Source organism: Rhodococcus sp. LB1, assembly GCF_001583455.1.
Taxonomy (GTDB): domain Bacteria; phylum Actinomycetota; class Actinomycetes; order Mycobacteriales; family Mycobacteriaceae; genus Rhodococcus_F; species Rhodococcus_F opacus.
In genome coordinates, this window is record NZ_LTCZ01000004.1 from 64207 (window position 1) to 83005 (window position 18799).

The following is an 18799-nucleotide window of genomic DNA, read 5'->3' on the forward strand; positions in this document are numbered from 1 at the left end:
GGCCGGGGGGTTCCCGCTTTCGTAGCGATAAACGGGTCCCTGTCATCGGATGATGTCCGATCACGATCTTGCAGCCGCTCACATAGTCAACTATGTTAGCTTTGTATTAGTCGACGGTGTGGTGGATCACCGTGGTACCTGCCGCCGGATCTCCGGCACGCGCCTAGGAGCAGCAATGTTGAAGACACGGTTCACCGAGGAATTCGGGGTCGAGCACCCGATCGTGCAGGGCGGCATGATGTGGGTCGGACGCGCGGAACTCGCCGCAGCAGTGTCGAACGCCGGTGGTCTCGGTGTCATCACCGCACTGACTCAACCGACCCCGGATGCTCTCGCGCAGGAGATCGAGCGCTGTAAGGCGATGACAGACAAGCCGTTCGGGGTGAACCTGACTCTGACGCTGTCCATCAACCCGCCGCCGTACGCGGAGTTCCGCCAGGTGATCATCGAGTCCGGCGTCAAGATCGTCGAGACCGCGGGTTCGGATCCGACCGTGCATGTCGAGCACCTGAAGGAACACGGCATCAAAGTCATTCACAAGTGCACGAGCGTCCGCCACGCGCTCAAGGCGGAGCGGATCGGTGTGGACGCCGTGAGTATCGACGGTTTCGAGTGCGCCGGACACCCCGGCGAGGACGATGTGCCAGGACTCGTCCTCATCCCGGCGGCGGCGGACGCGCTGACAATCCCGTTCATCGCCTCCGGTGGGTTCGCCGACGGCCGCGGTCTCGCCGCTGCTCTCGCGCTCGGTGCCGACGGCATCAACATGGGCACCAGGTTCATGTGCACGCAGGAGAGCCCCATTCACGAGAACATCAAGAATCAGATCGTCGGGGCTTCCGAGCTCGACACTCAACTGATCTTCCGTCAGCTCCGCAACACGATGCGTGCCTCCCGCAACTCGGTCAGCGAAGAGGTTGTCGACATCCTGAACAAGGGTGGACGCTTCAAGGAAGTCAAGGATCTCGTCGCGGGTACCCGAGGCCGCAAGGTCTACGAGGAGGGTGACCCGGAGTTCGGTATCTGGACGGTCGGTGTCGTCCAGGGCCTGATCAGGGACATCCCGGCCGCGGGTGAGGTGGTTCGGCGTACCGCCGCCGACGCAGAGACGCGTCTTCTCGGCCTCTCGCGTGACGTGGTTCTCGTTCCCGCGGCCTCCGCCGCGGTCTGAGGGGGTCACGATGAGCGAAGTGGTTGTCGAAGCCACTACCGAAGATCCGCACAAGCCGCCGCTGCTCGTCGAACGTGACGGGTTCGTCACGGTTCTCACGCTTAACCGGCCCGATCGGCGCAACGCCATCAATCGGGCGATGCGCAAGGCGATCAAGAAGGAACTGTGGCGGGCGGATACCGATGACGAGGTCCGCGTCGTCGTCATCACCGGCGCCGGAACATCTTTCTCCGCGGGAGTCGACCTCCCCGAGGCGCTCTCGGGTCCGTCGCCACGAACCGAGGGGCCGACGCCCACCCAGGTGCTGCGTGGCATCTCGAAGCCGGTGATCGCCGCGGTAAACGGCCCCTGCTACACCGGTGGCTACGAGTTCGCGGTGAACTGCTCGTTCATCGTCGCCTCGGACCGCGCCGAATTCGCTGACACCCATGCACAGATCGGGCTGCTCAACGGTTGGGGTGGAAGTGCGATGCTGCCGCGTATGGTCGGGCTGCCGGCTGCGATCCAGTTCGTCCTCAGCGGCGAGCCGATCGACGGTGCGGCCGCCGCCCGAATCGGCCTCGCAAACGAAGTGGTCGCGCACGAATCGCTCATGGTGCGCACGCTCGAGATCGCGCACCGCATCGCCGACGGGCACCCCGCGGCGATCCAGCGAATGCTGCGACTGCTCAAGGAAGGCGCGGGTGTTTCCCTCTCGCACGCATTGAGTCTCGAGGCGGAGGCCGCGGTGACGTTCCGATCGAACGGCAGAGACGTGAGTACGCGCTTCGACAGTCGGCGCGGTCAGAAAAGCTGACACAAAGAAACTTTCATTCCCGGTATGCAGTTCCGTACCGAACGAACAAGGGGAGGTGGCGCGGTGGAAGAGACGTCCACGGCGGTGCTCGACGCTCACACCGGTGACTGGCGGTCCCGGCTGTCCGTTCTGCTCGACGAGTATCGCAAACGCCCACGACCGGCCACGTCACGCGATCGCTTCGACGCGTCGACAGCGTGGCAGTCCGAGCTTGTCGACGCCGGCTTGGCGGCCCCGGGCTGGCCCGTCGAGGTCGGTGGAATGGAACTCTCGCTCGACGATCAGCTCGACTACTACCGCATGGTCTCCGCTGCCGGCGCACCGAAACACCCGTGTGCGATGTCCTTCATCGTGGCTCCTACGATCATCGTCCACGGCTCGCAGGAGCAGAAGAATCGGTTCCTCGAGCCGCTGCTGCGCGCCGACGAGTTCTGGTGCCAGGGATTCTCCGAGCCAGGGGCCGGTAGTGATCTGGCGTCACTGTCGACCCGGGCCGTTCGTGACGGCGATGTCTACCGTGTGACGGGCCAGAAGATCTGGACGACGAAGGCTGATAGGGCCGACTGGATCTTTGCACTGGTGCGGACCGGTCCTGCCGGTCGCGGGACGTCGGGTATCACGTACCTGCTGATCCCGATGGACTCGCCGGGCATCGAGATTCGCCCGCTTCGCGATTCGGCCGGCGGCCACCACTTTGCCGAGGTCTTCTTCGACGATGTCGAGGTCCCGGTCGCCAATCGGCTCGGCGAGGAGGGGCAGGGCTGGTCCATCATGCGAACCTCCCTCGGTCACGAACGTGCCACCGCGTTCCTCGCCGACGAGTTCCGCTACCGCGGCACCGTCGACAAGGTTGTTCGACTGGCCGTCGATCGGGGATACGCAGCCGATCCCGTGATCCGCCAGGAAATTGCCCGGATGGAGACGTCCGTACGGAGCATCGCGGCGAACAGCGCGCGAGCACTCGAGGCCGTCCTCCGGGGTGAGGACCCAGGGGGTGTCGCTTCCGTCAACCGATTGGTCAAGTCGGAGTTCGAACAGCATCTGCACAGGCTCGCCCTGCGGCTGACGGGCAGTGCCGCTGTACTGGGTGCGCAGTCCGAGGGCGCCGCCGAGAAAGGCCGCTGGACTTATGGCTACCTGATGTCGCGGGCCACCACCATCGGCGCGGGCACCGCTGAGATCCAGCGGAACACGATCGCGGAGGGGGTATTGGGGCTGCCGTCGCACCGTGGAGAGGGCCGGCGCGCCCCGGCCGTCACACCGGGTCGGCCACTCGCGGCGCCGGAGGGGGACGAAGCAGCGCTTCGGGAGGTTCTCGGCTCGGCGATCTCCTCGTACGTCGAGACCGAAAACCTCCTCGCCCGGGAGACCTCGCCGGGTGACTACGACATCGGGCTCTGGGACGAGTTGGTCAAGTTCGGACTGCCGGGTTTGGCCGCTCCGGAGCGACTCGGCGGCGGCGGCGCACCCTTGCGGCTGCTCTGCGCGGCCGTCGAGGAGGCCGGATACCGCCTTGCTCCGGTGCCGCTGGTGCCGACCGCAATCGCATTGGAAGTTCTCCTTGCGGCTGGTGCAGACAGGGCGGCCGAAGCCGTGATCAAGGGAGCCACCGCCGCGTTCGTCGCACCCGTCGACGACGGCGGCTGGGTCTGCGACACAGACTTGCCGGTGTGCGGCACGGGCCGGTTGACGGGTGTCGTCGAGCGAGTGGCTGGTGCCCCAGTCGCCGACATCTTGGTCGTGCTCGCCACCGATGTCGCCACCGGTGAACTTCTGCTGGCGACCGTGGAGCCGGGTGCGGCCTCGATCACCGTCCAGAACTCGATCGACATCACCGCGACGGTCGGTACCGTCGGCTTGGACGCGACACCGGCAACGGTGGTGGCCGCGGGAGCGCTCGTCGCAGATGCACTCGCTGCGGCTCATCGGGTGGCGCAGTTGCTTGTCGCGGCCGACTCGGTCGGCGTTGCCAACCGCGCGCTTGCCCTCGCCGTCGAATGGGCCGGGCAGCGTGAACAATTCGGGCAGGCCATCGGGTCGTTCCAGGCGATCTCGCACAAGTGTGCCAACCTACTGGTCGGTGCGGAGGGCGCACGGGGGCAGGTCCTCGCAGCAGCGGATCGGGACGGCGTGGACTCGGATGCGGTCCTGTCCGCGGAACTCGCATCGGCCGAGGCACTGAGCGCTGCGGTGTGGTCGAGCGAAGAGTGCATCCAGATTCACGGCGGCATCGGCTTCACCTGGGAGCACACCGCACATCTGTTGTTGCGCAGGGCGATCGCGAACGAAGCCTGGCTCAGTCGACCCGAGGTGATGCGCGACCGGGCGGTCACGAAGTTGCTCGACCGCGTCAGATGACCGGAGGGCAGGTGTGACGACGGTGTCGCCGATGACAGCGTGAACGACCCTGGACGGGGTCTGGCTGCGCCGCTCGCCGAGCGTCTGAGGCGTGGTCTGCGCGATCTGGCGGCCGATGTTTCATCAGCGGAACCGCAGCAGTCCTTCCTGCATCGTGCTCGCCAGCAGCATGCCGTCCCGGTTGTAGAGACGTCCCCTGCTTATCCCACGGCCGCCACCCATCCAGTACCCGTGCTGCTCGTACAGATGCCATTCGTCCGCGCGAAACGGTGTGTGCAGCCAGACGGTGTGATCCAGGCTTGCCAGCTTCAGCCCGGGGGTGTCTATGTGCCGGGCATGCGGAGGTAGGGCTGCCGAAAGTAGGAACAGGTCCGAGCAGTACGCGAATCCCGCCGCCTGAACCAGAGGCTCGTCGTCGAGAACTCCCGGGGTCCGGACCCAGGCGCGCTGCCGGGGTGGTAGCTGCTCTCCGCGCCGGTTCGCCACGCGTGGATACTCGCCAGGGAATCGGAACTCGACTCCGACGTTGACGAGCAGTCGGCGCAGCCACTCCGCATCGCCCAGATCGGAGGCGCTCAGGCTGTGCTCGAAGCGGGGGAGATCCTCCGGGGTCGGGCTAGGTGTCGTGGTCGTGTCCTGATGGGTGAGGCCCTGCTCGTCACGATGGAACGACGCGGTCGCCAACAGGATGGTTCGATCGTTCTGAACCGCTCGTACGAGACGAGTGGTGAAGCTGCCGCCGTCCCGGACGCGTTCGACTCGGTAGTCGACCGGGAGGTCTGAGCGACCCGGATGAATGAAGTGTCCGTGGAGCGAATGGGGGTGATGGTCGCCGTCGACGGTCCGACCGGCCGCCACGAGTGCCTGGCCTAATGTCTGGCCCCCGTAGATGCGGCGGGCGGGGGTATGCGATTCACCGCGGAACAGGTCCCTGTCGAGCTGCGCGAGCGTGAGAATCTCGCCCACAGGAGGGCGCCTGAGTGATGTAAGGGACTCGGCCCCGTGTGGAAGCGGCATGGCAATTCCTCATACTTTTTCACAGATTCGGCGCCATGGCCGAATCTGAGGCCGGGGCGGGCCGGGCGACGCCGTGGCCGATTGTCGATGCGAGCCGAATCGGCCACGGCAAAAGACGCTTTGGCGGGTTGATCAGCGGGGTGCGAATCGCTGCCCGGCGTCCAGGCGCAGGGCCTGCCCGTTGAGCATCGGGTTGTCGACGATGGCGAGTGCGAGCTTCGCGAACTCCTCGGGTCGGCCCATGCGCTTGGGGAAGGCCGCATCCTCGACGAGCGGAGCGACCTGCTCGGCAGTGAACTTGGCCGTGGCGCCGGTCGCGAACAGGCTCGGGGCGATGGCAAGGACGCGGATGCCCTGCGGGCCGAGGTCGCGGGCCATGACCAGTGCCATCGCGGCAATGCCCGCCTTCGCGGCGCTGTATGCGACCTGGCCGATCTGGCCCTCGTAGGCTGCGATCGAGGAGGTGTTGACGATCACGCCGCGCTCGTCGTCCTCGGGCTCGTTGTGCGACATGTGGAAGGCCTGGAGCCGATTCAGATTGAACGTCGAGACAAGGTTGAGGTCGATGACCTTCTGGAAGCTCTCGAGGTCGTGGGGGCCGTTCCGTCCGAGGGTCTTCTTCACGGTCCCGCCGCCGGCGGTGTTCACCGCGATGTGCAGGGCGCCGAGATCGGCGACGGCGGCGGCCAGCGTCTGTTCCGCGCCCTCGTGATCGGTGATGTCGATCGGGTGGAAGATCGCGCCGATCTCGGTCGCGACGTCCTTTCCGGCGCTGCCTTCACGGTCGAGGATCGCGACCTGGGCGCCTCCTGCTGCGAGGGCCTCCGCGGTCGCCCGCCCCATGCCCGACGCGCCACCGACGACGACGGCCTTCTTGCCGATGATGTTCATTTCAACGATGTCCTTACGGTGAGGAGGTTCCACGGAATCGATCTAAGGGCACTTATAGTACTATCTAAACTATGTGACGCGCGCTACCCTACTGAAGTAGTCGGCGCTACACCCAGGGCATCGACACGACCGTCTCCACGGTCGTACAGCTCACCCCGTGAATGGAGGAATCGTGATTCTCAAGGTCGGTCAGTCGTTGGCCAGCGCAGTCGACACCACCACCCTGGTCGTGCTCCGTCCCGCCGAGGGGGACGTGACGCTGACGTGTGGTGGCGTCCCGATGTCGGAGGGAAAGACCCCGACCGGGGACGGAACGTCGATCGATGCTGCGCACATCGGTGGTGCGGTGATGGGAAAGCGCTACGTCGACGAGGCGTCGGGGCTCGAGGTGCTCTGCACCAAGGCCGGACAGGGTCAGCTCGCGTTGGGCGGCGGCAGCGTACTCGCCATCAAGGGGGCCACGCCGCTGCCCTCCTCGGACTGAGGTTGCGGGCCCCCGAACGACGAGTGGAGTGACGGATGAATATTTCCATGTTGCTGGACATGGCGGTCGACGGTTTCGGCGACCGGGTCGTGATCGGCAGCCGTGATGCGGGCATCACGGCATCACGACTGAGAGAACTTGCGATTGCGGGTGCGGACGCCATCCGCGACTCCGGCGCCGATGCAATCGTCTATCTGGCGGTGAATGGTCCCGCTTTTCCGGTGGCGATGTTCGCGGCCGCCCGCGCCGGTGTGCCGTTGGTCCCCGTGAACTATCGCCTGGGGCGTGAGCAGCTCGACGCGCTCTTGGCCAATCATCCCCGGGCTTTGGGGATTGCAGACCCGAATCAGGCGGAGGTGCTCGAGCGCGCGGGTCTGAACGTGCGCACTCCTGCGCGGTGGCTGCAGCAACTGTCCGCATCCGACGTGACCGAGGCCGGCGAGGACGAGGTTCTCGACGCGGAGGGTGCTGCGGTGGTCATCTACACGTCGGGCACGACCTCGGCGCCCAAGGGAGTTCTCCTGCGGCACGAGAATCTCTCGTCGTATGTGATCGGCTCCGTCGAGTTCGCGAACGCCGATGATGCGGACGCCGCTCTGGTAAGCGTGCCGCCGTATCACATTGCAGCGGTCGCGAACGTGATCACTAATCTCTACGCCGGCCGCCGCACGATGGTTCTCGAGCAGTTTACACCCGAGCAGTGGTTGGACACGGTCCGGCAGGAGGGCGTCACGAACGCTCTGGTCGTACCGACGATGCTCGCGCGAATCGTCGACTCCGATTCGGACAAGACGGTTCCGGCGTTGCGTGGCCTCGCCTATGGGGGAGCGCCCATGCCCACACGAGTCATCGAGCGGGCGCTGGAACTGTGGCCCGAGGTCGGATTCGTCAACGCCTACGGTCTGACCGAGACCAGTTCGACCATTGCGGTTCTCGGTCCGGAAGAGCACCGGGCCGCGATCGGATCGGGTGACGCGCCCGTGCGTGCGCGTCTCGGTTCGGTCGGACTTCCCGTCCCGGGCGTGCAGATCGAGATTCGTGACGAGAACGACGCGGTTCTCGGCCCGGGTGAGGTGGGCCGAATCTGTGTCGCCGGCGATCAGGTCTCGGCCGAGTACGCCGGTGTCGGGCGCATGGTCGACGAGCGCGGCTTCTTCGATACTCGTGACAAGGGCTTCGTCGATGACGACGGCTACCTCTTCGTCGGCGGGCGGGTGGACGACACGATCATTCGTGGTGCGGAGAACATTGCGCCCGCGGAGATCGAGGACGTGATGCTTCGCCACCCCGCGGTGCTGGACGTTGCTGTCGTCGGACTGCCCGACGAGGAGTGGGGCCAGCGGATCGAGGCGGCGGTCGTGCTGCGTCCCGGCGAGAGCGTCGACGGGGAGGAGTTGCGGTCCTTCGTTCGGAACACGTTGCGTAGCAGTAAGACTCCCGAGCGAATCGCGTACTGGGATGATCTGCCCCGCACGGAGACCGGCAAGCTCGTGCGGCGCCATGTCGTCGATCGCCTCACTGAACGGGCTGCGACGGCCTGACCCGGCCAAACCTCGGCTTTACATATATAACTAAGTTCACTTACTGTGGTAGCGGGGTATCGGTCTCACCGGCCCCGCGGCCGGTTCACTGGCGCTGACGCGGTTCGCGCCCATCGATCACGGAGGTACCCATGACCACGGCGGAGAAGGCCGAAGCCGAGATCTACGAGTTTCTCGACACCGACATCCAGCGAGCCAGGGATCTCGTCGGCATCTATCACGCGGTCACCCAGCGTGAGCAGTTCAGCCGGGCCACCCCGGACGTCATTCGCAACTTCGCGCGCTCTTACGGTGACGACAACCCGCTGTTCGTCGACGAGGAGTACGGCCGCGACACTCGCTGGGGTGGTCAGATTGCGCCGCCGATGATCAACATCGCCCTCCGGCAGGAGTTGCTTGCAGACTCGGTCCCACGCGATCAGCGCAGGCCGGCCTTCCGCGGCATCCACGTATTCGTCTCCGGCAGCACCACCGACTGGTACCGCCCGGTGTACGACGGTGACACGATCTACTCCTTCCACGGTTTCGAGAAAGTCGAACTGAAGGAGTCCGAGTTCGCGGGCCGATCGTTGCTCGTCACTCGCATACACGTCCAGTTCAACCAGCGTGCCGAGGTCGTGCAGGCGCAACGTGTGCTCACGATTCACACCGAACGGCACGAGTCGAAGAAGCGGAAGAAGTACGACGCGATCGAGGCGGCGACGTACACACCCGAGGACATCGCGGCGATCGACGAGCTCTACGCGGCGGAGAAGCCGCGCGGAGCGGAGACTCGCTACTGGGAAGACATCCAGGTCGGCGATTCTCTCGGCGACATGGTCAAGGGGCCGTTGACCGCGACGGACATGATGGTGTTCCATTCCGGCGGTTACGGATTCGCTCCGTACACGCCGTCCGCGGGGCGCCTGGCCCACAAGAACCGCAAGCGTATCGGTCCGTTCTACATTCCCAACGAGCAGGGCATTCCGGACGTCGCGCAGCGGATCCACTGGGACAGTGAGTACGCGCGTTCGATCGGCCTTCCTGCAGCGTACGACTACGGCATGATGCGTGACTGCTGGTTGTCGCACTACCTCACCGACTGGATCGGCGACGCGGGCTGGATCGAGTCGATGTCCAGCCAGATGCGAAAGTTCAACTACCTCGGCGACACTCACTACTTCACCGGTCATGTTGTCGGCAAGCGAACCGAGGGTGACCGGCACCTCGTCGACCTCGAGTTCCGCGGTACCAGTCAGCGTGGTGAGGTGACCTGCCCGGCTACCGCGACGGTGTCGTTGCCGAGTCGTGCATCCGATCTCGCGATTCTTCCCACGGCTCCCCGGGAATGGGAGCGGATCGCCGCGCAGATGCTCAAGCGGCACGGCGAGTTGCGTGCGGAGAAGCGCCGTTCCGATCAGACGTGACCGGTCGATCTATCGGACCCTCGAACTCAGGTCTGCTTGGGGCGTGCGTGCGAACCGCCCCAGGCAGACCTGCTCCAGCGCCGGGCAATCCGGCGATGGCGATCCGCAGTCCGATCGATCGACGAACCTGCCCATAACATAGTAGGTATGGGTGTGCCCGTACTCTCCAGGAGGAACTGTGGACCTGAGCAGCTTGACCACGGTGATCGCAGAGCTTGAAGACCACGTTCTGACCATCACGCTGAATCGTCCGGACCGGTTGAACTCGTTCACCAACGAGATGCGGAGTGAATTCCGGGCTCTGTGGGACTACGCGGCCGAAACCGACGACGTGCACGTCATCGTGCTGCGGGCCAGCGGCGAGCGCGCCTTCAGTACCGGCATGGACGTCAAGGAGGGTACGTACGTCTCCGAGAACGTGTTCAGCCGCCGCGATCCCGGGGCGGAACTGTCACCCAAGCAGAACGGCTGTTGGAAGCCCCTGGTCTGTGCGGTGCACGGGATGGTGGCCGGCGGTGCACTGTACTGGATCAACGAGGCGGATATCATCGTGGCGAGCGAAGATGCTCAATTCTTCGACCCGCATGTCTCCTACGGATTGGTTGCCGCTCTCGAGCCGATCGGGCTCGCGCACCGCATCCCGATCGGAGAAGTGTTGCGGATGGTCCTCCTCGGCCTCGACGAACGGATGTCCGCCCAACGTGCATACGAGATCGGACTGGTCAGCGAGATCGTGACCCGGGATCGGCTGTGGGGCCGGGCGCAGGACCTTGCCGCACGCATCGCGTCCAAGCCTGCGGCCGCGATCCAGGGTAGCGTCCGTGCAATCTGGGAGTCGAAGGATTCGACGCGCTCGCAGGCGCTGGCGACGGGGATGTCCTACACGTCGCTGGGCAATCCGATCGGTAAGGCGCAAATCGTCCGATCCGAGGTTCCCACTCGGAAGTACGAGGTCCGATGACCACCTGCGCTGCCTCGTCGATCCGCCGCGGTGCGATGGGTAAGGGGATCTGAGATGGACTACGGGATGACCGCCGAACTCGAAGAGTTTCGCGGTGAGGTCAGGGCGTTCGTGGCCGCGAATGCTCCCGATATCGCGCCCAAGGCGGGAGTGCGGAGCGCCGAGAACCCCGAGGAGCTCGCGCTCCTGAAGGAGTGGACAGGCAAACTCTTCGCCGCCGGATACGTGGGCGGGTCCTGGCCGGAGCGGTTCGGCGGCCGGGGCGGCGCACACTCCGCCGAGCGGGACGTCGTCGTCGGCGAGGAACTCGCGCGCGCACGAACGCCCGCCGCCGTCCAGGGTGCGGCCAACCTCGTTGCGAATGCTCTGATCGACTTCGGAACCGAGGAGCAGCAGGCGAGGTATCTGCCGGGCATCCGCTCAGGAGAGTTGATCTTCTGTCAGCTCTTCAGCGAGCCGAGTTCGGGCAGCGACCTGGCGTCGCTGCGGACGAAGGCGGCACGGACCCCGGACGGCGGATTCCGCGTCAGCGGTCAGAAGGTCTGGACCACGAACGGGCAATGGTCCGACTTCGGCTATCTGCTTGCGCGGACGGATCCGGACGCACCCAAGCATCGCGGCATCAGCGCCTTCATCGTCGACATGCGATTGCCTGGTGTGGACGTGCGTCCGCTGCGGGAGATGACGGGGACGTCGGACTTCAACGAGGTCTTTCTGGACAACGTCGAACTCCGTCCGGATGCCCTGATCGGCGAGCTGAATCAAGGCTGGTCGATCGCGAACTCCAGCCTCGGGCACGAGCGGAGTGGGGTTGCGACCAATGCGGTCCGTCTGCGTCAGAACGTCGCTGCCCTCGTCGACCTCGCCGCGAAGGTCACGGTCAACGGGCGGCCGGCAATCGAGGACGGCGCAGTCCAGGAACGGCTCGGCGGCCTGTCCGCCTCGGTTGAGGCACTTTCCGCTTTGGTGTACGCCAACATCAGTCGCTGGTCCCGAAAGTCGGAGCGGGTATCCGACGGTCCGATGGCGAAGCTGCTCTTCAGTGAACTGGGAGTCGAGATCGCGCGTCTGGGGATCGAACTCTGCGGTGAGGCAGGTATTCTCGTGGAGGGCGACGCCGGAGCCGTCGATCACGGGCGTTGGCAGGACGAGTTCCTGTACGCCCGCGCCTACACCATCGCCGGAGGCAGTTCCGAGATCATGCGGAACATCATCGCCGAACGCGGACTTCGCATGCCACGCTGAGGTATTCGCTGCACCCGATCGTCATGGGGGACCCGTGAACACGGGTCCCCCATTTCCGCGTTCCGTCAGACAAGTTATAGATTGACCTAGTTAACTATGTGATCTATCTTGATGTGAACGCGTCCATTCGGCGCGATCGGAATTGCCGGGGCGGCGCCATGAAGGGCGGGCCGGGGGAGCTCAGGTCTTCCTCGTCGGCGGAACTGGAGGCGATCAGTGGCGGGTATCAGAGACGGATTGGGTGCCCTGTGGTCGGCGCCGGATGCCGCGAACATGATCCAACACGAGGGTCGATGGTTCACCTGGGGTGAGGTTCGAGTTCTCGTCGAGCGCATCGACGAAGCGTTGGGCAGCGTGGGTTGCGGTGAGGGGTCGCGTATCGGGGTGGTGCTCGGCAACCGCGTGGAGTCGATCGCGGCGCTGGTTGCAATCCTCGGGAAGGGGCGCACGATTGTCACGCTCAACCCGATGCAGCCCACCTCTCGGGTGACGACGGATTTGGTCAATTCGATGCCGCAGGTGGTTCTGGCGCCCGCGGCACTGTGGTCGGAATCGGAATTCGTCTCGGCGGCAGGGCAATCGGGAATCGTCGGCTTCGCGGTCGACGGATCGGTGGTCGAGCAGCGTTGCGGGGGCCCCGACGTGACGATCGAGGCTCCTCAGGACGAGCAGAACCCGGTCGCCGTGGAAATGTTCACCTCCGGCACGACCGGCCCACCGAAGCGGGTGCCACTGACGTGGCGCCAGCTCGACGCAGCGATGTCCGCGGTGCACAGTCACACCGGAGCGGCCGGTCCGGATCGGGAACCGCTCACCGGGCGGGTGTCCCTGGTGACCCTGGCGATCGTGCACATCGGCGGACTCTGGGCCGTGCTGCAGGCACTCACGGAGGCACGCCCCTTCGTGCTGCTGCCACGCTTCACGGTGGAGGGCTGGGTGGGTGCCGTGTCCGAGCACAAGCCGAGGATCGCGAGTCTGCCGCCGGCGGCGATGCGCTCGCTACTCAGTGCGGACCCACCGGCCGAGGAACTGGCGAGTTTGCGTGCCGTCACCGCAGGCACCGCGTTCGTCAGCCCGGACCTGGCGGACGAGTTCATCGGAAAGTACGGGATTCCCGTGCTGATCGTGTACGGCGCCACCGAGTTCTCCGGCGCCGTTGCGGGTTGGACCAAGCCGCTGCACATCGAATGGTGGACGCGGAAGCGCGGAAGCGTCGGACGCCCGTTCCCGGGAGTCGACCTGCGGACCGTCGACGACAACGGCGAGGTGCTGCCGGTCGGCGAAACGGGTCGATTGGAGGTACGGGCCGGCCAGACCGGTGCCGGTGCAGGTGGCTGGCTGCGAACGAGCGACCTCGCGCACCTGGACGAGGACGGATTCCTCTACATCGACGGCCGGGCAGACGACGCGATCATTCGGGGCGGCTTCAAGATTCACCCGGAGGTTGTCTCGGATGTGTTGCGAGCGCACGCGTCCGTTCTCGACGCGTGCGTCTTCGGCCGGGCCGACGACCGCCTCGGGCAGGTTCCGATTGCCGTGGTCGAGTTCGCGGAAGGGGCACAGGAAGTGTCCGAGGACGATCTCAAGACCTTCGCCCGTGGCAGGTTGACCGGCTATGAGGTTCCGGTCGCCATCCATGCGGTCGACGAACTTCCACGTGGGGTATCACTCAAGATCGACCGTCGCCGCCTGCTCGACATAGTCGCGGAGATCGAAGCCGCACGGGTCTGACCATCCAGGCGGGCGATCAGCTATGCCGCACCACTGGAAAACACTCACTCGTCCCGAGCCGATGCCAGGGACATCAAGGAGCACAGCATGACCGCAGTCATCGTGGAAGCAGTTCGTACCCCCGTCGGCAAGCGCAATGGTGGCTTGTCCACCGTTCACCCGGCCGACCTGTCCGCCGTCGTTCTCAACGCACTGGTCGAGCGCGTCGGGATCGATCCCGCCGTTGTGGAGGATGTCATCTGGGGGTGTGTTCAGCAGGTCGGCGACCAGGCCAACGACATCGCCCGCAACGCGGTGCTCGCGGCAGGTTGGCCGGAGACAGTTCCTGGCGTGACCGTCGACCGGCAGTGTGGTTCCTCGCAGCAGGCACTCAATTTCGCGGTCGCGAGTGTGGCAGCCGGACACTACGATGTCGTCATCGCCGGCGGAGTCGAGTCCATGTCCCGCGTTCCGATGGGTTCGGCCGGTACCTTCGACGGATCGCCGTACAGCCCCGCATTCATGGAGCGGTACAACGGAATCAAGCCCAACCAGGGTGTCGGTGCGGAGGCGATTGCCGAGAAGTGGGGACTGACCCGTTCGGACCTCGACAAGTTCGCGGTCCGGTCGCACGAGCGCGCCGCCGCCGCGCAGGACGCGGGGTTGTTCGACACCCAGATCATTCCGGTCACCACTCCGGAAGGCACTGTGATCTCCCGGGACGAGGGCATTCGTCGCGGTACAACCGAGGAGTCGCTGGCCAAGCTCAAGGCCGTGTTCAAGGAAGACGGTGTAATCCACGCGGGTAACGCTTCTCAGATCTCTGACGGCGCTTCGGCGTTGCTGATCATGAGCGAGGATGCCGCAGCGCGGTACGGGTTGACTCCGATCGCGAGGATTCACACCGTTTCCGTCGTCGGTGACGACCCGGTCCTCATGCTGACCGCTCCGATCCCGGCGACCGAGAAGGTTCTCGCCAAGTCCGGTCTTGCGCTCGACGACATCGGTGTGTTCGAGGTCAACGAGGCGTTTGCGAGCGTCCCGCTCGCGTGGCTGAAGGACATCGGTGCCGACCCGGCGAAGGTCAACCCGAACGGTGGAGCGATCGCTCTCGGGCATCCGCTCGGCGGATCGGGTGGCCGAATCCTCACCGACATGATCCACCACATGCGCGTCAACAACCTGCGCTACGGCCTCCAGACGATGTGTGAGGGCGGTGGGCAGGCGAACGCCACCATCCTGGAACTGCTCGACGCCAACTGAAACCTGCTATCGAACAAGGAGATATGGTGACTGGATCCAACGAACCCGTGGTGCTCGTCGAGCGCGTGGACAACGTCATGGTGATTACGATCAACCGCCCGGATGCGCGCAATGCGGTGAACTCGGCCGTCAGCGCCGGTGTCGGTGGCGCCTTGGACGAGGCCGCCGCGGATGCCGAGGTTCGTGCGATCGTTATCACCGGCGCGGGCGACAAGTCCTTCTGTGCGGGTGCCGATCTCAAGGCACTTTCTCGTGGGGAATCGGTGTATGCGCCGGACCATCGTGAGTGGGGCTTTGCCGGCTTCGCGAAGAAGTACACCGACAAGCCGACGATCGCCGCGGTCAACGGCACCGCGCTCGGTGGTGGTACCGAGTTGGCCTTGGCCGCGGACCTCGTCGTCGCATCGGAGAACGCGACGTTCGGTCTTCCCGAGGTCAAGCGTGGTCTCCTAGCGGGCGCGGGTGGAGTCTTCCGGCTTCCGGTGCAGATTCCGCAGCGTCTGGCGATGGAGATGATCTTCACGGGCGATCCGATCACCGCTGCGCGGGCCCTCGAAATCGGCCTGATCAACCAGGTCGTGTCGGCTGGCAAGGTCGTGGAGGCCGCGGTCGATCTTGCGCAGCGGATTGCCGTCAACGCGCCGCTGTCCGTCCAGGCCAGCAAGCGCATCGCGTACAGCGTGATCAATGGCGTGCAGGTCGAGGAGACCGCCCGATGGGCGCTGTCGGACGCAGAGTGGAACCAGCTCGCAACCAGTGAGGATTCCAAGGAAGGCCCCCGCGCGTTCGCGGAGAAGCGCGAGCCGGTCTGGAAGGCCCGCTGATTCGAGGCCCGCAGGCCAGAGGTGTCGGCCCGGTCGGCAGTGTGACACTGCGGACCGGGCCGTTGCCGTGTTTCCGCTGGTGGCGTCACTTCGCCCTCCAGGGTCGGGCAATACGCAGAGACGCGGGGTCCGGCCGCAGCCGGACCCCGCGTTTGTGCGTGCGGAGGCTTTGCGCTCAGGCGCTGATCAGACGGCGCCGGTGGTACCTCACCGATCCATCGAGGAGTTCGTCTACCTTGATCCGGCGGATCAGGAGGTGAACGTCGTGTTCCCAGGTGAACCCGATACCGCCGTGAACCTGAAGCGCGGTCTGCGCGGTCGTGCTGGTGCCCTCGCCCGCGTAGGCCGCCGCCGCCGATACCGCGCGCGTGCGGACCTCGAGGTCGGTGCCGTCCAGCGCCACCGCGGCGGCCCACAACGCCGCGCGGGATGCCTCGACGGAGAGCGCCATGTCGGCGCAGTGATGCTTGACTGCCTGAAAACTGCCGATCGGCCGGTCGAACTGCGTCCGCTGACCGGCGTACTCCACTGTGAGGTCGAGCAGCCGGGACGCGGCTCCAACGGCGTCCGTCGAGCGGTACGTGGCGAGTTCGTCCCGGATGAATGCCAAGGTGCCTGCCGGCACGGCCGACCACTCGCCCGTGTCGAGCGTGAGATCGAGATCGGCGACCGCCCACGATCGGGTGAGGTCGAGGGTTTCGAGGGTGCGGATGGTGACGGCGTCGACGGAGACGACAGCGGCCACTTCCGTGCCGTCCGTGGTCGATGCGAGGATGAGAACCCGCTGGGCGTCGACGAGTCCGGTGACAGGGGCAGTCGTACCGTGCAGCCGGAGGGAGGTTCCCTCGATGCCGGCGTGCAGTGCCGGCGCCTCGAGCGAGCCGACCGCGGGCACGGTCAGGGATTCACCCGACGCGGCGTCTTCGAGGGTGGGGTGGCCGATCTGTTCGAGCAGGCGGCAGGCGATCGTCAACTCCGCCAATGGAACCGAACTTCCGGAGCGTCCGTGTTCTTCACACAGCACGAGTAGATCGACGTGGGTGCCGCCCAGATCGGACGTGAGCAGGCCGATGATGCCGGATTCGGCGATGTGGCGAAGCGCGCCCTGGGGGATCCTCGCGGGACCGTCGTCGATCGTCGGTCGGCGGACGAGTAGGGGATCGTTCTTGGCGAGCCAGGCGCGCTCGGTCTCGGCAAGGGCAACCTGCTCGTCGCTCAGAGCGAAGTCCATGACACTCCTCAAGGAATCGTGCTTGTTGACGTAGTTAACCATGTGCACTAGCTTTTCGGCTAGTGCGCCGTGTCGGAGTCGCGGCGCCGATCGTGGATGTGTGGAAGATGGGAGCAACGTCGGTGGAGTTTCTGCGTGTCGAGCGTAGCGGCGGTGTCGTGACTGTTGTCATGTCCCGCCCGGAGAAGAAGAACGCCGTGAACTTGGCCATGTGGCACGAACTGGCCGAGACCTTCACCTCGATCGAGCGGGCGCACGCCGACCGCGTCATGGTGCTCACCGGCGACGGCGGCGACTTCTGTTCCGGGGCCGATCTCGCGAGCCTGACGGGTGGGGACACGCTGGACTTCATGTCCGACGCCAGTGAAGCGGCTCGCACGCTGCATGCGATGACGATCCCCACCATCGCGAAGGTGGACGGCGTTGCCGTCGGAGCGGGATGGAATCTGGCCCTGGGGTGTGACCTGGTGGTGGCAACCGAACGGGCCCGCTTCTCGCAGATCTTCGTTCGTCGTGCGCTTTCGGTCGACATGGGCGGCTCCTGGCTGCTCCCCAGGCTGGTCGGTCTACAGAAGGCGAAGGAGATCGCCTACTTCGGCGACATGTACTCCGCGCAGGAGGCGGCGGATCTCGGCCTGGTGACGCGGGTTTGTGCACCGTCCGAGATCGACATCACGGTCGATTCGATGGCCGAGCGCCTCGCCGCGGGCCCGGCTCGGGCGTTGTCGCTGACGAAGCAGCTCCTGAACACAGCGGTCGACGGCGGAAGCATGGAGCAGGCGCTGCGGCTCGAGTCGCAGGCCCAGGTCAACAATATCGGTGGCGAGGACGCTGCCGAGGCCAAGGCTGCCTTCCTCGAGAAGCGCTCGCCGGTGTTCGGTGCGCGCGCGGCGCTGTCGGGCGCTGCCGGCTGACGCTCGTGCGTCCGGCGTGGTGGAGACGGCTCGCGCGAGGTGGGGTACGAGAAGACGGAAAATGGGGACGGTGGGCGCGAGTCGCTCCCACCGTCCCCATATTCGTGCACACGTCGGGGACGGGGCGGTGTCTACACCGGCGCCATCCGAATCGCGCCGTCGATACGGATCGTCTCGCCGTTGATCATCGCGTTGTCCACGATGGCAAGCGCAAGTTTCGCGTACTCGGCCGGGTCGCCCAGTCGGGTGGGATGGGGAACCTGGGACGCGAGTGAATCGCGCACCTTCTCGGACAGACCGCCGAGGATGGGCGTTTCGAACGTCCCGGGGGCGATCGTGACGACGCGAACGAGCTTGCGTGCGAGGTCGCGTGCCGCGACGATCGTCATTCCCGCGACGCCGGCCTTCGCGGAGGAGTATGCGGCCTGACCTATCTGGCCTTCGAAGGCGGCGACGGACGAGGTCATGATGATGACACCGCGCTCGCCGTCGACCGGTTCATTCCTGACCATCCTGGCAGCGGCCACGCTGGCCACGGTAAAGGTGCCGACGAGGTTGGTGTCGATGACCTGCTTGTACAGGTCCAGGTCGCCGGGTGTGCCGTCCTTGTTGACCAGGCGCACCTTGCCGCCGCGACCGGCGCAGTGAACGACGGCTCGCAACGGCGCCGTCTGTTCGGCCGCCGCGAGTGCCGCGTCGACGGCCTCGGGATCGCGGACATCGGCGGGCATGAACGTTGCGAGATCGCCGAGCTCATTGGCGACAGCCGCGCCGTTCGAAGACGGGAGGTCGACGATGACCGTCGGTACGCCGCGAGCGATGAAGGCCTCTGCGGTCGCCCTGCCGAGGCCGGAGGCGCCGCCGGTGACCGCGGCCGACGCGTGGGTGAGGTCCATGGATTGTGCCTTTCGCTGATGTGTGAGCGAGGACCTGGTCGAAAGAACCAGCGCCCAGAGAGTCCGTTTGCTAACGTAGTTATAGAGGTTA

General features: G+C 65.7%; 16 protein-coding genes. 12 read left to right on the forward strand and 4 right to left on the reverse strand.

From position 1 onward, the window contains the following. Positions 1-175: 175 nt before the first annotated feature. Genes AZG88_RS00935 through AZG88_RS00945 form a run of 3 tightly spaced genes read left to right on the forward strand, consistent with a single transcriptional unit; the run spans position 176 to position 4325 of the window. Positions 176-1171 (forward strand): NAD(P)H-dependent flavin oxidoreductase, encoded by a 996-nt coding sequence (locus tag AZG88_RS00935; protein WP_061045573.1) that lies wholly within the window; start codon positions 176-178, stop codon positions 1169-1171. A gap of 10 nt (positions 1172-1181) precedes the next feature. Further along, on the forward strand, positions 1182-1967 hold the full coding sequence (locus AZG88_RS00940; RefSeq protein ID WP_061045572.1) for an enoyl-CoA hydratase-related protein: 786 nt from the start codon (positions 1182-1184) through the stop codon (positions 1965-1967). Between the two features lie 24 nt (positions 1968-1991). Continuing rightward, a complete protein-coding gene (locus AZG88_RS00945; protein ID WP_082764905.1) occupies positions 1992-4325 on the forward strand; it encodes an acyl-CoA dehydrogenase family protein in 2334 nt (777 codons plus the stop codon). Between the two features lie 123 nt (positions 4326-4448). Here the strand turns inward: AZG88_RS00945 and AZG88_RS00950 are convergent, their stop codons facing one another. Beyond that, positions 4449-5291 (reverse strand): acyl-CoA thioesterase, encoded by an 843-nt coding sequence (locus AZG88_RS00950; RefSeq protein WP_179443211.1) that lies wholly within the window; start codon positions 5289-5291, stop codon positions 4449-4451. 183 nt (positions 5292-5474) lie between these two features. Next, positions 5475-6233, reverse strand: a complete 759-nt coding sequence (locus AZG88_RS00955) for an SDR family NAD(P)-dependent oxidoreductase (protein WP_061045569.1) — start codon at positions 6231-6233, stop codon at positions 5475-5477. A 172-nt stretch (positions 6234-6405) separates the two neighbouring features. Between AZG88_RS00955 and AZG88_RS00960 the strand changes: the two genes are divergently transcribed. From AZG88_RS00960 to AZG88_RS00995, 8 genes are all read left to right on the forward strand, one after another. Continuing rightward, positions 6406-6717, forward strand: coding sequence for a hypothetical protein (locus AZG88_RS00960; RefSeq protein ID WP_373560045.1), 312 nt, complete (start codon positions 6406-6408; stop codon positions 6715-6717). Positions 6718-6752: 35 nt separating this feature from the next. After that, positions 6753-8258: a class I adenylate-forming enzyme family protein gene (locus AZG88_RS00965; RefSeq protein WP_061045568.1), complete on the forward strand. Its 1506-nt coding sequence runs from the start codon at positions 6753-6755 to the stop codon at positions 8256-8258. A gap of 131 nt (positions 8259-8389) precedes the next feature. Next, entirely contained in the window at positions 8390-9664 is a 1275-nt protein-coding gene (locus tag AZG88_RS00970; RefSeq protein ID WP_082764904.1) for an FAS1-like dehydratase domain-containing protein, read from the forward strand. A 178-nt stretch (positions 9665-9842) separates the two neighbouring features. Further along, a complete protein-coding gene (locus tag AZG88_RS00975; protein ID WP_095867825.1) occupies positions 9843-10625 on the forward strand; it encodes an enoyl-CoA hydratase/isomerase family protein in 783 nt (260 codons plus the stop codon). Positions 10626-10679: 54 nt separating this feature from the next. Continuing rightward, complete coding sequence (locus AZG88_RS00980; RefSeq protein ID WP_061045566.1) at positions 10680-11870, forward strand: acyl-CoA dehydrogenase family protein; 1191 nt, start codon at positions 10680-10682, stop codon at positions 11868-11870. Positions 11871-12086: 216 nt separating this feature from the next. Beyond that, on the forward strand, positions 12087-13601 hold the full coding sequence (locus tag AZG88_RS00985) for a class I adenylate-forming enzyme family protein (RefSeq protein ID WP_197436371.1): 1515 nt from the start codon (positions 12087-12089) through the stop codon (positions 13599-13601). Between the two features lie 87 nt (positions 13602-13688). Further along, the gene (locus tag AZG88_RS00990; RefSeq protein ID WP_061045565.1) at positions 13689-14843 is read left to right on the forward strand and encodes a thiolase family protein; all 1155 of its coding nucleotides are present in this window, start codon (positions 13689-13691) and stop codon (positions 14841-14843) included. Between the two features lie 23 nt (positions 14844-14866). Beyond that, a complete protein-coding gene (locus AZG88_RS00995) occupies positions 14867-15667 on the forward strand; it encodes a crotonase/enoyl-CoA hydratase family protein (RefSeq protein ID WP_061696795.1) in 801 nt (266 codons plus the stop codon). Between the two features lie 175 nt (positions 15668-15842). On the opposite strand, the gene AZG88_RS01000 is transcribed toward AZG88_RS00995, so the two are convergent. Continuing rightward, the gene (locus AZG88_RS01000) at positions 15843-16898 is read right to left on the reverse strand and encodes an acyl-CoA dehydrogenase family protein (RefSeq protein WP_061045563.1); all 1056 of its coding nucleotides are present in this window, start codon (positions 16896-16898) and stop codon (positions 15843-15845) included. A 62-nt stretch (positions 16899-16960) separates the two neighbouring features. Between AZG88_RS01000 and AZG88_RS01005 the strand changes: the two genes are divergently transcribed. Beyond that, complete coding sequence (locus tag AZG88_RS01005) at positions 16961-17812, forward strand: enoyl-CoA hydratase/isomerase family protein (RefSeq protein WP_231913747.1); 852 nt, start codon at positions 16961-16963, stop codon at positions 17810-17812. 131 nt (positions 17813-17943) lie between these two features. Here AZG88_RS01005 and AZG88_RS01010 read toward each other — a convergent pair whose 3' ends face one another. Then, complete coding sequence (locus tag AZG88_RS01010) at positions 17944-18708, reverse strand: SDR family NAD(P)-dependent oxidoreductase (protein WP_061045562.1); 765 nt, start codon at positions 18706-18708, stop codon at positions 17944-17946. Positions 18709-18799: the final 91 nt, after the last annotated feature.